Genomic DNA, 13,820 nt, shown 5'->3' with positions numbered 1-13,820 from the left:
CCACGAAAAAAGACTGCACGCCACCTCCGCGGGGCCTGCACGACGCGACAAACGGCCGCGCGCCCACTCACGTCGCGCTCACGCCATACGCGCTGCGCGCTTCACTCTTGCTTGATCGGCGCTTGCGTAGAAAACGGCGACACGCGGCGCTCCGTGCAGGTGCCATGGCCTGTGCGATGCGCCCGATGCGACCGGCGAACACAGCCCTAAAGATCCAGGGAACGCGGCCGATACCGATGCGGGTTTTTACCCGAACCTCCCCCGCTGATCCGCGCTGCGTTGCCGTCCCTGCGGCGATGGAGCCGGTGGCGCCCGCTCTCGCATCTTTCGGAGATCTCGCGTGTCCTTCCATCATCTCACCGTCACCAAACGCCTGGCAATCGGCTTCTGCGGCGTGATCGCCATGTTATTGCTGGTCGGCATCACCAGCCTGATCGGCTTCCGCAAGTTCACCAGTGCCGCGGCACTGGACGCGCACACCTACAAGGTCATCACCCTCGGCGACCGCATGCTGGTGAGCCTGCTCAACATCGAGAGCGGCGCGCGTGGCTTCGCCCTGACCCGCGATCCGTCCTATCTTGCGCCACTGGAACTCGGCGAACGCGAGTTCAGCGCACAGTGGCAGGAGTCCAAGCAGCTGACCGCGGACAACGCGGCGCAGCAGGCGCGCCTGCAGACCCTGATACAGGACTACACGCAGTTCATGGCGACCAAGCGCAAGGCCGTGGAGCACATGCGCAACACCCCCGCCGACAGCGACGACGCCCAGTTGGACGCGTTCCGGACCGTCGGCAAGCAGCAGATGGACGGGATGCGCGCCACGATCGGCCAGTACGAGGACGCCGAACGCGCGCTGCTGCAGGTGCGCAAGGCCGAGAGCGAGGCGCGCGCGCGGTCCGGCGAATGGACCAGCCTGGGCGGCATGCTGATCGGCATCGTCGCCGCGATGCTGCTCGGCCTGCTGGTGCGCAACAGCCTGATGCGCCAGCTCGGCGGCGAGCCGGCCTACGCGGCCGACGTGGTGCGCCGCATCGCCAGTGGCGACCTGTCGCAGGAGGTGCGGGTGCGCACGCAGGCGCCGTCGCTGCTCAACGACATGCGGCAGATGCAGGAGGAGCTGCGCACGGTGATCCAGGCGCAGACCGAGATGGCCCGGCAGCATGCCGCCGGCCAGATCAGCTTCCGCATGGACGAGGCGCGCTTCCCCGGCGATTACGGGCGCATGGTGCGCGACACCAACGCCTTGGTGCACAGCCATATTTCGGTCAAGCAGCGGCTGATCGCGCTGATGGGCGAGTACGCCGAAGGCGACCTCAGCCGCGACCTGGAGCAGTTCCCGGGCGAGATGGCGATCCTGACCGAGACCATGGGCAAGGTGAAGCGCAACCTCGGCGCGATCAACCACGAGATCGACCTGCTGGTGCGCGCCGCCGCGCAGGGCGATTTCTCCCGCCGCGGCGAGGAGCAGCGCTTCCAGCATGCCTTCCGTGGCATGGTCGCCAACCTCAACACCATGATGACCGGCACCGAGACCAACCTGGCCGCGCTGTCGCAGTTGTTGCGTGCGATCGCCGCCGGCGACCTGACCCAGACCATGCAGGGCGATTTCCACGGCGTGTTCGCGCGGATGCGCGACGACGCCAACGCCACCGTCGCGCAGCTGACCGACATGGTCGGCCGCATCCAGCAGGCCGCGGCCAGCATCGACACCGCCGCAGGCGAGATCGCCAGCGGCAACGACGACCTGTCGCGCCGTACCGAGCAGCAGGCTGCCAGCCTGGAGGAAACCGCCGCGTCGATGGAGGAACTGACCGCCACGGTGAAGCAGAACGCCGAGCATGCGCGCCAGGCCAACCAGCTCGCCGCCGGCGCCGCCTCGGTCGCCTCGCAGGGCGGCGCGGTGGTCGGCCAGGTGGTCACGACCATGGACGGCATCGAGGCAGCCTCCAAGAAGATCGCCGACATCATCGGCGTCATCGACGGGATCGCGTTCCAGACCAACATCCTGGCGCTGAACGCCGCCGTCGAAGCCGCGCGCGCCGGCGAACAGGGCCGCGGGTTTGCCGTGGTCGCCAGCGAGGTGCGCACCCTCGCCCAGCGCTCGGCCAGCGCCGCCAAGGAAATCAAGACGCTGATCGACGATTCGGTCGAGCGGGTGAGCGCGGGCTCGGCACTGGTCGCCCAGGCCGGCACGACGATGCAGGACATCGTGGCCTCGGTGCAGCGCGTCACCGACATCATGGGCGAGATCGCCGCCGCCTCGCAAGAGCAGTCCGCCGGCATCGAACAGGTCAACCACACCGTCACCCAGATGGACGAGACCACCCAACAGAACGCCGCCCTGGTCGAGGAAGCCACCGCCGCGGCACGCGCGATGGAACAGCAGGCCGGCGACCTGGTGGAGATCGTCGGCCAGTTCCAGGTGCGCAGCGAGCCCTACCCGGTGGTGGCACACCTGGTCGCCCGCGCCACCGCCAACGCGGCCTAGTCAGAACGCCCCACGCGGCACGCACGGGGACGGGCCGTCGTCGACGGCCCATCTCGCGGCACAGCAAGGCATGGCACCCGCCCGACGTGGCCGCAACGCTGTAGGAGCGGCTTCAGCCGCGACGCGTTACCGGTAAGGCATCGCGGCTGAAGCCGCTCCTACGACAAAGCGGAAGTCGCCCTGCCCCAACCAAAGCGCTGACAGCCGCACAAAGAAAAAGCCGCGAATCCGCGCGGCTTTTCTTGTTCGCTGGAGGAAGTTTCAGGGCCAGGAAATCACGCTTTTGCGAATCCCCACTCCCGAATCCCCAATCCCGGCCCAATCAGGGCCGACGCGCCAGCGCCTCCACATCCTTCGACTTCGGCAGCAGGTCCTGCTTGGTGACCTGGAACGGCCCGATCGACAGCAGCGGCACCGCCACGATCACCGAGGACACCACCACCACCACCGCGCCGATCATGTGGGTCAGCGCCAGGCCTTCCATCGACTCACCGCCGTACAGGTACAGCGCCAGCGCCGACAGGAAGAACATCACCGCGGTGATCACCGTACGCGACAGGGTCTGGTTGATCGACCGGTTCAGCACCTCGACCGGCTCCACGCGCAGGCTGCGGAAGTTCTCGCGCACGCGGTCGAACACCACGATGATGTCGTTGATCGCAAAGCCCATCACCGACAGCAGGCCGGCCAGCACGGTGAGGTCGAACTCGCGGCCGGTGACCGACACGTAGGCCACCGTCACCAGCAGGTCGAACAGCGCGGTCAGGCTGGCCACCACCGCGAACTTCCACTCGAAGCGGAAGCCGATGTAGATCAGGAAGCCGACCAGCATGAACACCGTGGCGTAGACGCCGTTCAAGGCCAGGTCCTTGCCGACCTGCGGGCCGACGAACTCGCCCGGCTTGACCGTGGCCGGGTTCTGCGGCGTGCTCACCGCCTTGCGCACCTGCTCGGCGAGGTTCTTGGTGATGTCCTCGTTGTTGTGCTCGCCCTGCGGCTGCAGGCGGATCACCACCTCGTTGCCGCTGCCGACGTTCTGCACCTGCGCGTTGTCGAAGCCGGCCTTGGCCAGCTGCTCGCGTACCTGGTCCACGTCGACCGGCTTCTGGAAGCTGGTCTGCACCAGCGCGCCGCCGGTGAACTCCAGCGCGTAGTTGAAGCCCTTGGCGAAGATCACCGCGAACGAGGCCAGCGCCAGCACCAGCATCAGCACCAGGGTCGGGTGCCGCCAGCGCATGAAGTCGATCTTGGTGTCGTTGGGGATCAGGTGAAGCGGGAAGATTTTCATTGGAGACCGCTCTGCGTTTTTTTGGAGCCCGCGCCTGCCGGCGCGGGGTCGTGCGGAAGATGGCGTACGCGGCTCAAATCGCCACGGACTTGAGCTTCTTGCGACGGCCGTAGATCAGCACCGCCAGCGCGCGCGACACGGTGATCGCGGTGAACATCGAGGCGAGGATGCCGATGATCATGGTCAGCGCGAAGCCCTTCAGCGGGCCGGTACCGAACGCGTACAGCGCCACGCCGACGATGATGCCGGTGAGGTTGGCGTCGAGGATGGTGCCGCCGGCCTTCTCGTAACCGGCCGCGATCGCCGACTTGGGCGGCACGCCCAGGCGCAGTTCTTCGCGGATACGCTCGTTGATCAGCACGTTGGCGTCCACCGACAGGCCCACCGACAGCGCCAGGCCGGCGAAGCCGGGCAAGGTCATGGTGGCGCCGAACAGCGACATCACCGAGACCACGATCAGCAGGTTCATCAGCAGCGCGACCGAGGTGATCAGGCCAAACATGCGGTAGTACACGCTGAAGAACACCAGGGTGAACAGGAACGCGTAGACCACCGCGGTGATGCCGCGCTCCACGTTCTCCGCACCCAGGCTGGGGCCGATCACGTATTCCTCGACGAAGTCCATCGGCGCGGCCAGCGAACCGGCACGCAGCAACTTGGCCAGGTTCTCGGCCTCGGTCTTCTCCAGACCGGTGGTCTGGAAGTTCTTGCCGAACACGCCGGCGATGCGGGTCGGCGCCAGCGCCTCTTCGTTGACCCGCACGCTGCGCACTTCCTTGCCGTCGACCATGGTCACGGTGGGGATGCGCTCGATGTAGACCACCGACATCAGCTTGCCGGTATTGGCGCTGGTGTAGTCGAACATGCGCTGGCCGGCGGCGTTGTTGAGCGTCACCGCCACGGCCGGCATGCCGTTCTGGTCGGTGCTGACGGTGGCATTGACCATCTGGTCGCCGGACACCAGCACGCGCTTGCTCAGCAGAACCGGGGCGCCGCTGTCGCGCAGGCGGTAGACCTTGGCGTCGGGCGGGATGTTGCCGCTGCGCACCGCGTCCTCGGCATTGCCGTCGACCACGCCGCGGAACTCCAGCGTGGCGGTGGCGCCGATCATGCGCTTGGCCTCGGCGGTGTCCTGCACGCCCGGCAGCTCGACCACGATGCGGTCGTCGCCCTGGCGCTGGATGATCGGCTCGGCCACGCCCAACTGGTTGACGCGGTTGCGCAGCGTGGTCAGGTTCTGCTCGATGGCGCCGGCGGCGATCTGCTTCAGCTCGGCCTCGGGCACGGTCACGGCGATGGTCTGCCCGGACACGGCATAGCTGAGGGTCGGCTGCGCCTTGGCGATGGCCGCGCGCGCGGCGCTGGCGTCCACGCCCTCGCCCAGGCTGACCTGGATGCTGTTGTCCGGACGGCGCTCGACCGAGCGGTAGGCCAGGCGGTTGTCGCGCAGGGTGGTGCGGATGTCCTCGGCGAAGGCGTCCAGGCGCTTTTCCAGCGCCGCCTTCTGGTCCACCTGCAGGGCGAAGTGCACGCCGCCGACCAGGTCAAGACCCAGCACCATCGGCTTGCCGCCCAGCCGCGACAGCCAGTCCGGCACGGTCGAGGCCAGGTTCAGCGCCACCGTGTAGTTCTCGCCGACCTGCTGACGCAGCACGTCGTTGGCGCGGGTCTGCGCCTGCAGGTTCGGCAGGCGCACCATCAGGCTGTCGCCTTCCTTGTCAACCCGCTTCGGGGTGATCCCGGCCGTCTTCAGGTCGGCGAGGACCCGCTCGCGCAGGGCGTCGTCGATCTTGCCGCCGCGGCTGGCGGTGATCTGGACCGACGGATCCTTCTGGTACACGTTGGGCAGCGCGTACAACGCGCTCAACGCCAGCACGATCAGGATGAGGACATACTTCCAGCGCGGAAACTCGAGCATTGCGGGACCCCGCACGACGCCACGCCGGCGTCGCGCCTAGCAGTAGGAGAAATGGATCAGGCGGACTTCAGCGTGCCCTTCGGCAGGACATTGCCGATGGCGCCCTTCTGCACGCGGATGCGCACGTTGTCGGCCACTTCGATGGTGACGAAGTTGTCGCCGATATCGGTGACCACGCCGGCCACGCCGCCGGAGGTGATGACCTCGTCGCCGCGGCCGAGCTTGTCCAGCATCGACTTGTGTTCCTTCTGGCGCTTCATCTGCGGCCGGATCATCACGAAATACATCACCGCGATCAGGATGATGGGCAGCAGGAACATCTGCAGGCCGCCACCGGCCGGCGCGGTGCCGCCGGCGGTCTGCGCCTGGGCGACGGGAATCAGGAAATCGAGCGGATTCATCGGGTGTGTCCTATGGTTTGGGCAGCCCGCCGCCCTGGGGGCACGGACCGCTGGTTTGCCTTGAGGCGGCAAGCAGCCGCCGATTATGCCACGATCTTCCCCCAACCCCCGGAACGGCCGCGGCGCCCTTCCCTGCGTCCTTCGCGGCCCACGGCCCCTTCCTGGGGAAAGGGGCCGCGTGGCGGCGAATCGGGGATGGGTGAAGCCTTGTGCGGTCGACATGACACGAGGCTGCGCCAGGACCCTCACCCCAACCCCTCTCCCGGGGGGACAGGGGCTTAGCCTTGCTCCGAGGGGAGCGGCGTGGCCTCGACCCCGCGCGCCGCATAGAAGGACCGCCGGAACTGGGCAAAGGTTCCCGCGGCGATCGCCGCGCGCATGTCGGCCATGAGCTTCTGGTAGTACCAGAGGTTGTGCAGGGTGCCCAGCATCGGCGCCAGCATCTCGTTGCAGCGGTCCAGGTGACGCAGGTAGGCGCGGGTGTAGCCGCTGCTGCAGGCATGGCAGCCGCAGCCCGGCTCGATCGGGTCCAGGTCGCGCTCGTACTTGGCGTTGCGGATGCGCACCGTGCCGAACGAGGTGAAATAATGGCCGTTGCGCGCGTTGCGGGTCGGCATCACGCAGTCGAACATGTCCACGCCGCGGGCCACGCCCTCGACCAGGTCCTCCGGCCGGCCCACGCCCATCAGGTAGCGCGGGCGGTCGGCCGGCAGGCGCGGGTGCAGGTGCTCGAGCATGGCGTTGCGCTCGTGCTCCGGCTCGCCCACCGCCAGGCCGCCGATCGCGTAGCCGTCGAAGCCGATCGCCTGCAGGCCGTCGATCGAACGGCTGCGCAGGTCCGCATGCACCCCGCCCTGGACGATGCCGAACAGCGCCGCGTCGTTGCCCAGCGCATCGTGCGCGTCGCGCGAGCGCTGCGCCCAGCGCAGGCTCAGTTCCATCGAGCGCCGCGCCACGTCCTCGGTGGCCGGGTACGGGGTGCACTCGTCGAAGATCATCACGATGTCCGAATCGAGCACCCGCTGGATCTTCATGCTCTCCTCCGGCCCCAGGAACACCTTGGCGCCGTCGGTGGGCGAGGCGAAGGTCACGCCCTGCTCGCTGATCTTGCGCCGGTGCGCCAGCGAGAACACCTGGAAGCCGCCGGAATCGGTCAGGATCGGCCCATCCCAGCGGGCGAAGCCGTGCAGGCCGCCGTGGTCGCCGATCACGTCCAGGCCCGGGCGCAGGTACAGGTGGAAGGTGTTGCCGAGGATGATCTGCGCGCCCAGCGCCTTGATCTGCTCGGGCAGCACGCCCTTGACCGAGCCGTAGGTGCCCACCGGCATGAACGCGGGCGTCTCCACCGTTCCGCGCGGGAAGGTCAGGCGGCCGCGGCGGGCGGCACCGTCAGTGGTGTGAAGTTGGAACTGCAATCGGGACATGGTCTGGCGAATCTGGGTAAGCCCGGCATTGTCGCATTGCCGGGCCACAGGCGCCGAAACCGACGCCGCGCCGCGGTGACCCGCGCGGGCGCCGACCGACCGCCGGCCAGGCAGCGAATCGTGCGACGCCCTGGTTGTGCAAACCTAGTCCGCCGCGACGAAGCCGCCGGTCTGGCGCGCCCACAGCCGCGCGTACAGGCCGCCGCGGGCAACGAGTTCGGCATGGCTGCCGGTCTCGACGATGGCGCCGCGGTCCATCACCACCAGCCGGTCCATCCGTGCGATGGTCGAGAGCCGGTGGGCGATCGCGATCACCGTCTTGCCGGCCATCAGCTCGTCCAGGCTGTCCTGGATCGCCGCTTCCACTTCCGAATCCAGCGCCGAGGTGGCCTCGTCCAGGATCAAGATCGGTGCGTCCTTGAGCAGCACGCGGGCGATGGCGATGCGTTGGCGCTGGCCGCCGGACAGCTTGACCCCGCGCTCGCCGACCTGCGCGTCGTAGCCGCGCAGGCCCTCGCCGTCCTGCAGCTGTTCGATGAACTCGTCGGCGCGCGCCTTGGCCACCGCGGCGCGCAGCTGCGCCTCGCTGGCATCGGGGCGGCCGTACAGCAGGTTGTCGCGGATCGAACGATGCAGCAACGAGGTGTCCTGGGTGACCAGGCCGATCTGCTGGCGCAGGCTCTCCTGGGTGACGCCGGCGATGTCCTGCCCGTCGATCAGGATGCGGCCCTGCTCCAGGTCGTACAGCCGCAGCAGCACGTTGACCAGGGTCGACTTGCCGGCGCCGGATGGCCCGACCAGGCCGATCTTCTCGCCCGCGCGCACCTGCAGGTCGAGCCCGGCGATGACCCCGCCGCGCTTGCCGTAGTGGAAGTGGATGTGCTCGAAGCGCACCTCGCCACGCTCCACGCGCAGCGGCGCCGCGTCGGCGCGGTCCTGCACCTGCGCCGGCTGCGCGATCGTCTCCATGCCGTCCTGCACGGCGCCGATGTCCTCGAAGATGCCGTTGACCGTCCACATGATCCACCCGGACATGTTGTGGATGCGGATCACCAGGCCGGTGGCCAGGGTGATCGCGCCCACGCTGATCTGGCCGCGGCTCCACAGCCACAGCGCCAGCCCGCAGGTCACCGCGATCAGGAAGCCGTTGATGATGGCGATGGCGCTGTCCATCGCCGTGGTCATGCGGGTCTGCCCGCGGTGCTTGACCGCCAGTTCGTCGATCGCCTCGCGCACGTAGGCCTGCTCGCGCCCGGCATGCGAGAACAGCTTGAGCGTGGCGATGTTGGTGTAGCCATCGACGATGCGGCCCATCGCCTTGGAGCGCGCGTCCGAGGCGATCCAGGCGCGGTGCTTCATGCGCGGCACGAAGTAGACCATCAGCGCCACGTAGGCCAGCACCCACACCAGCAGCGGCGCCATCAGCCAGGGATCGGCCTGCGCGAACAGGTACAGCGCGCTGCCGGTGTAGACCACGATGTACCAGAGCGCATCGACCATCTGCACCGCCGACTCGCGCAGCGAGGTGCCGGTCTGCATCACCCGGTTGGCGATGCGCCCGGCGAAGTCGTTCTGGAAGAAGCCCAGGCTCTGCCGCACCACGTAGTTGTGCATCAGCCAGCGCGCGCGGTTGCTCAGGCCCGGCACGATGGCCTGGTTCACCAGCAGGTTGTGCAGGGCCACGAACAGCGGCCGCGCCACCAGCACGATGAAGGCCATCCACAACAACTCGCCGGCATGGCGCTGAAAGAAGTCCGGCCCCGGCTGCTCGGCGACCATGTCGACGATGCGGCCAAGGAAGTCGAACATCGCCACTTCCACCAGTGCCAGCGCCAGACCGGCCAGCAAGGTGGCCAGCAGCAGCGGCCACAGCGGGCGCAGGTAATGCAGATAGAAGCGCACCACGCCACGCGGCGGCATCTGCGTCTCGATCTTCGGGAAGACCTCGATCAGGGACTCGAACCAGCGGAACATCGCCACGTCACGCAAAAAGGGGCGTCAGGGTAGCGTATCGGGCGTCACGCTTCGTGACGCTGGGAATGGGGTGTGGGGAATGGGGAATCGCAAAAGCGGCTGCCTGTGCGCATCGCTTCCCCTTGCAGGAGCGGCTTCAGCCGCGACGCGGTAGCGCCGGGAGTGGGGATTGGGGATTCGCAACAGCGGCTCCTCTATCGCCCCCCCTCGTAGGAGCGGCTTCAGCCGCGACGGGCTTCACCGAGGAAGCCCGGTCGCGGCTGAAGCCGCTCCTACCACTCCCTATTCCCCATTCCCGATTCCCAGCAGTCACTCCACCGGCGTCAGCACCAGGTCCTGGAAATCGAAGCTGAAATCGGTCAAGGGCGAAATCGCCTGCATGCGTGCCTCGCGCACCTTGCCGTCGGCGGTCAGGGCGAACGTCAGGAAGGCGTCGGCATTGAGCGAGCGGTCGCGCCAGCGCACGATGAAGGTGTCGTGCTGCCAGTGCTCCAGGGTGCCGACCAGTTGCGCGGTCTTGCTGAACTGCAGCTCCAGGCGCTTGCCCTGCTGGCGCACCACCACGTCGCCGTACCACGCGTCGCGGTAGGTGCCGGCATAGCCGGACAGCGGCAGCGACGGCGTGGATTTGGCGTCGCGCGCGGCCACATGCTTGGCCCAGTCCTCGTCGGCGTTGGCGTCGGCCTTGGCCACGGCCTTGGCGTAGGCGGCGGTCCAGTCGGTCGCCGGCGCGCCCAGGTAGGCATCCAGCACGCGCAGGGTGATCGCGTTGAAGGCGGCGCCGACCTCCTGGTTGGTCAGCACGATCACGCCCAGCTTGCGCTCCGGCACCAGGGTCAGCCGCGAGACCATGCCCGGCCAGCCGCCGGTGTGCCAGACCAGCTTGGCGCCGCGGTAGTCGCTCAGGCTCCAGCCCTCGCCGTAGCCGGCGAAGTTCGGCTTGGCCGGCAGCAGCTCCGGCACGCTCGGCTCGGACACCGCGATCGGCGTGATCATCTGCCACATCTCCTGCTGGCGCTGGGCGCTGAACAACTGCCGCGCCTGGCCGTCGGCCGACGGCAGGCGCCCGCCGTCGAGCTGCACCTGCATCCACTTGGCCATGTCGTGCACGTTGGCGTAGATGCCGCCGGCACCGGAATTATTGGACCAGGTCAGCGGCGCCACGGTGCGCAGCTCGCGGAAGTCGAACTTGGCGTGGCCGACCGCGGCTTCATCGCCCGGCTGCAGGTGGTCGCTGTTGATGCGCGCGCCGGTCATGCCCACCGGCACGAAGATGCGCTGGCGCACGAACTCGGCGTAGCTCTGCCCGGAGACCTGCTCGATCAGCTTCTGCGCCACCGCGTACAGGATGTTGTCGTAGGCGTAGCGGTCGCGGAAGCCGCCCTTCAGCGGCACGTGGGCCAGGCGCCGCACCACCTCCTCGTTGCTGTAGCTGGTGGCCGGCCAGAACAGCAGGTCGCCCGCCCCCAGGCTCAGGCCGCTGCGGTGGCTGAGCAGGTCGCGCACGCGCATCTCGCGGGTGACGTAGGCATCGGACATCTGGAACCACGGCAGGTGGTCCACCACCCGGTCCTCGAGCTTGAGCTTGCCTTCGTCGGCCAGGATCGACAGCGCCGCGGAGGTGAAGGCCTTGGTGTTGGAGGCGATGGCGAACAGGGTCTGCGCGTCCACCGGTTCCGGCTTGCCGAGTTCGCGCACGCCGTAGCCGCGCTCCAGCACCACCTTCCCGTCCTTGACGATGGCGATGGCGATGCCCGGCACGTCGAACTGCTTGCGCACGCGCTCCACTTGCGCGTCCAGGTCCTGCAGCCCCGGCGGCAAGGCGGCCGGGGCCGGTACGGGAGCCGCGGCGGGGGCAGGCGCCTGCGCCTGCACGGTGGCGCTCATTGCCAGCAACAGGCCGCAGCCCATCGAGATGCTCTTCAACTGCGTCGCTCCTGAAGAAAGGGAACCAAGGCCGCGCGCAGCCGCACGCGTCCCGGGCGAGTGTAGAGCCTGTCAGGCCGTTTGCGACGGTGCCACGACGCGCCGTGGCGGCACCACGCAGTGCTGGGTGCCGTCCCGGCGGGTACCGACGCTGCGGCCCACCTCGCAACCAGCACGCCGCCACGGCGACCTCCCACCCGCGTGCAAGCCTGTCCCCCCATATGCTGCACGGCACGGGGCGCACACCATCTCACTGGGCCTCGAGGCCCCTGGCGTCCGCGACGACACCCCGCAACGCCGCGCTGCGGCACAATCGCCGCCCGCCTGCAGCCGGACACGCCCGCATGAACGATCTCTTCGACTCCGCCCCGGCCGCGCCGGACGGCATCCGCGTCGGCATCGGCGGCTGGACCTATGCGCCGTGGCGCGGCGGCATGTTCTATCCGCAGGGCCTGGTGCAGCGCCGCGAGCTGGAATACGCCAGCCGCCACGTCACCAGCATCGAGATCAACGGCACCTACTACGGCGCGCAGAAGCCGGAGACCTATGCGCGCTGGCGCGACGAGACGCCGCCGGGCTTCCTGTTCTCGGCCAAGGCGCCCAAGCGCATCACCACGCTGCGGCGGCTGGCCGGTGCCGGCACGCAGATCGAGGACTTCGTCGGCGGCATCGCCAGCCTCGGCGACCGCCTCGGCCCGCTGCTGTGGCAGTTCGAGCACGGCCATCGCCTGGACCTGGACGACCTGGCCGCGTTCCTGGAGCTGCTGCCGCGCAAGGCCGGCGGACACCGGCTGCGCCACGTGCTGGAAGTGCGCGATCCGGCCTGCGTGGGCCCGGAACTGCTGCAACTGACCCGTCGGCACGGCGTGGCCACGGTGTTCACCGATTCGCCCGAATTCCCCTCCTTCGCCGACCTGAGCACCGACTTCGTCTATGCGCGGCTGATGCGCAGCCGCGCAGACCTCGCCCATGGCTACACGCCCAAGGACCTGCAGGCCTGGGCCGCACACGCGCAGGCCTGGCGCCGCGGCGAGGATCCGCAGGCGCTGCCGCACGCCGATGCGACGATGGCCAAGACCACGCCGCGCGAGGTCTTCGTCTACTTCATCAGCGCCGCCAAGGAACGCAATCCGGCCGCGGCGATGGCCTTGCTGAAGATCCTGGGGTCCGCCGCCAAGGCGTGACGCGTTCGGCCGCACGCAGACGACGTGCGGCACAGCGCAAGCGCGACCGGCGACGCGACGGTCGCAAGACGCCTGAACCGGGCCCCGACTGCGTGCACCCATCGACACCCGGCGGCCGCCGCGCTGCGGTACAACACCGCCCGTCCGGCGCCGTCGCCGGGCCGCGGCCGCGGGCCGCGCCTCCACACGCGGAGCCCCTCGATGCGGATCAAGCGCACGCTCGAACGTCTTCCCGGCGGCATGATGCTGGCACCGCTGCTGCTCGGCGCCCTCTGCCACACCGTGTGGCCGCAGGCCGGCGCCTGGTTCGGCTCGTTCACCCAGGGCCTGATCGGCGGGCTGGTGCCGATCCTGGCGGTGTGGTGCTTCTGCCTGGGCGCCTCGATCCGGCTGCGCAGCGGCGGCCGCGTGCTGCGCGCCTCCGGCGTGCTGGTGCTGACCAAGCTCGCGGTGGCGTGGATCGCCGCGGTGATCGCCGCGCGCCTGCTGCCGCCGGGCGGCATCGTCGCCGGCATGTGGAGCGGCATGTCGGTGCTGGCGCTGGTCGCGGCGATGGACATGACCAATGCCGGCCTGTTCGCCGCGCTGATGCAGCAGTACGGCCGCCGCGGCGAGGCCGGCGCGATGGCGCTGATGTCGCTGGAATCCGGGCCGCTGATGACCATGCTGATCCTCGGCACCGCCGGCGTCGCCAGCTTCGAGCCGCGCCTGCTGCTGGGCGCGGTGCTGCCGCTGCTGGCCGGTTTTGCGCTCGGTAATTTGGATCCGGCGCTGCGCGCCCTGTTCGCACGGGCGGTGCCGGCGCTGATCCCGTTCTTCGCCTTCGCCCTGGGCAACACGCTGGACCTGCGCATGGTCGCCCACGCCGGCGTGGCCGGGGTCGCGCTGGGCCTGCTGGTGATCGTGGCGACCGGAATCCCGCTGCTGCTGGCCGATCGCTGGCTGGCCGGCGGCAACGGCAGCGCCGGCCTCGCCGCGTCCAGCACCGCCGGCGCGGCGGTCGCCACGCCGGCGCTGGTGGCGGCGGTGGCGCCGCAGTTCCGCGCCACCGCGCCCGCCGCGACCGCGTTGGTGGCGACGTCGGTGGTGGTGACGGCCCTGCTGGTGCCGCCGCTCACCGCCGCCTATGCGCGCAGGATGGCGCGGACCGCGTCGCCGCCGGCAGCGGACGGCTGACCCGCGCGTGCCGATTGGCGACCGCCGCGCCGCGCTTTGCG

General features: G+C 69.2%; 9 protein-coding genes. 3 read left to right on the top strand and 6 right to left on the bottom strand.

The window, feature by feature from the left end; all coding sequences use genetic code 11:
- The first annotated feature begins 340 nt into the window (after positions 1-340).
- Positions 341-2,488 carry a methyl-accepting chemotaxis protein gene (locus tag M3U25_RS03640; RefSeq protein ID WP_355500101.1) on the top strand — a complete coding sequence of 716 codons (2,148 nt, stop codon included), beginning with the start codon at positions 341-343 and terminating at the stop codon, positions 2,486-2,488.
- Positions 2,489-2,810: 322 nt separating this feature from the next.
- Here the strand turns inward: M3U25_RS03640 and secF are convergent, their stop codons facing one another.
- The 6 genes from secF to M3U25_RS03610 all read right to left on the bottom strand — a co-directional run bounded on the left by secF (position 2,811) and on the right by M3U25_RS03610 (position 11,419).
- The gene (secF, locus tag M3U25_RS03635; protein ID WP_242159776.1) at positions 2,811-3,776 is read right to left on the bottom strand and encodes a protein translocase subunit SecF; all 966 of its coding nucleotides are present in this window, start codon (positions 3,774-3,776) and stop codon (positions 2,811-2,813) included.
- A gap of 73 nt (positions 3,777-3,849) precedes the next feature.
- Positions 3,850-5,694 (bottom strand): protein translocase subunit SecD, encoded by a 1,845-nt coding sequence (secD, locus tag M3U25_RS03630; protein WP_160948470.1) that lies wholly within the window; start codon positions 5,692-5,694, stop codon positions 3,850-3,852.
- Positions 5,695-5,750: 56 nt separating this feature from the next.
- Positions 5,751-6,095, bottom strand: a complete 345-nt coding sequence (yajC, locus tag M3U25_RS03625; RefSeq protein ID WP_019798110.1) for a preprotein translocase subunit YajC — start codon at positions 6,093-6,095, stop codon at positions 5,751-5,753.
- A 278-nt stretch (positions 6,096-6,373) separates the two neighbouring features.
- Complete coding sequence (tgt, locus tag M3U25_RS03620; protein WP_242081171.1) at positions 6,374-7,519, bottom strand: tRNA guanosine(34) transglycosylase Tgt; 1,146 nt, start codon at positions 7,517-7,519, stop codon at positions 6,374-6,376.
- Positions 7,520-7,663: 144 nt separating this feature from the next.
- Positions 7,664-9,493 (bottom strand): ABC transporter ATP-binding protein, encoded by a 1,830-nt coding sequence (locus M3U25_RS03615; RefSeq protein WP_355500108.1) that lies wholly within the window; start codon positions 9,491-9,493, stop codon positions 7,664-7,666.
- A gap of 309 nt (positions 9,494-9,802) precedes the next feature.
- On the bottom strand, positions 9,803-11,419 hold the full coding sequence (locus M3U25_RS03610) for a serine hydrolase (protein WP_355500110.1): 1,617 nt from the start codon (positions 11,417-11,419) through the stop codon (positions 9,803-9,805).
- Positions 11,420-11,763: 344 nt separating this feature from the next.
- Here M3U25_RS03610 and M3U25_RS03605 point away from each other — a divergent pair, with 344 nt between their 5' ends.
- Positions 11,764-12,603 carry a DUF72 domain-containing protein gene (locus M3U25_RS03605; RefSeq protein ID WP_355500112.1) on the top strand — a complete coding sequence of 280 codons (840 nt, stop codon included), beginning with the start codon at positions 11,764-11,766 and terminating at the stop codon, positions 12,601-12,603.
- A gap of 201 nt (positions 12,604-12,804) precedes the next feature.
- Complete coding sequence (locus tag M3U25_RS03600) at positions 12,805-13,779, top strand: 2-keto-3-deoxygluconate permease (RefSeq protein WP_355500115.1); 975 nt, start codon at positions 12,805-12,807, stop codon at positions 13,777-13,779.
- Positions 13,780-13,820: the final 41 nt, after the last annotated feature.

Source organism: Xanthomonas sp. PPL134 (assembly GCF_040595915.1).
Lineage (GTDB): Bacteria > Pseudomonadota > Gammaproteobacteria > Xanthomonadales > Xanthomonadaceae > Xanthomonas_A > Xanthomonas_A indica.
This window is presented reverse-complemented; position numbering and strand designations above follow the sequence as displayed.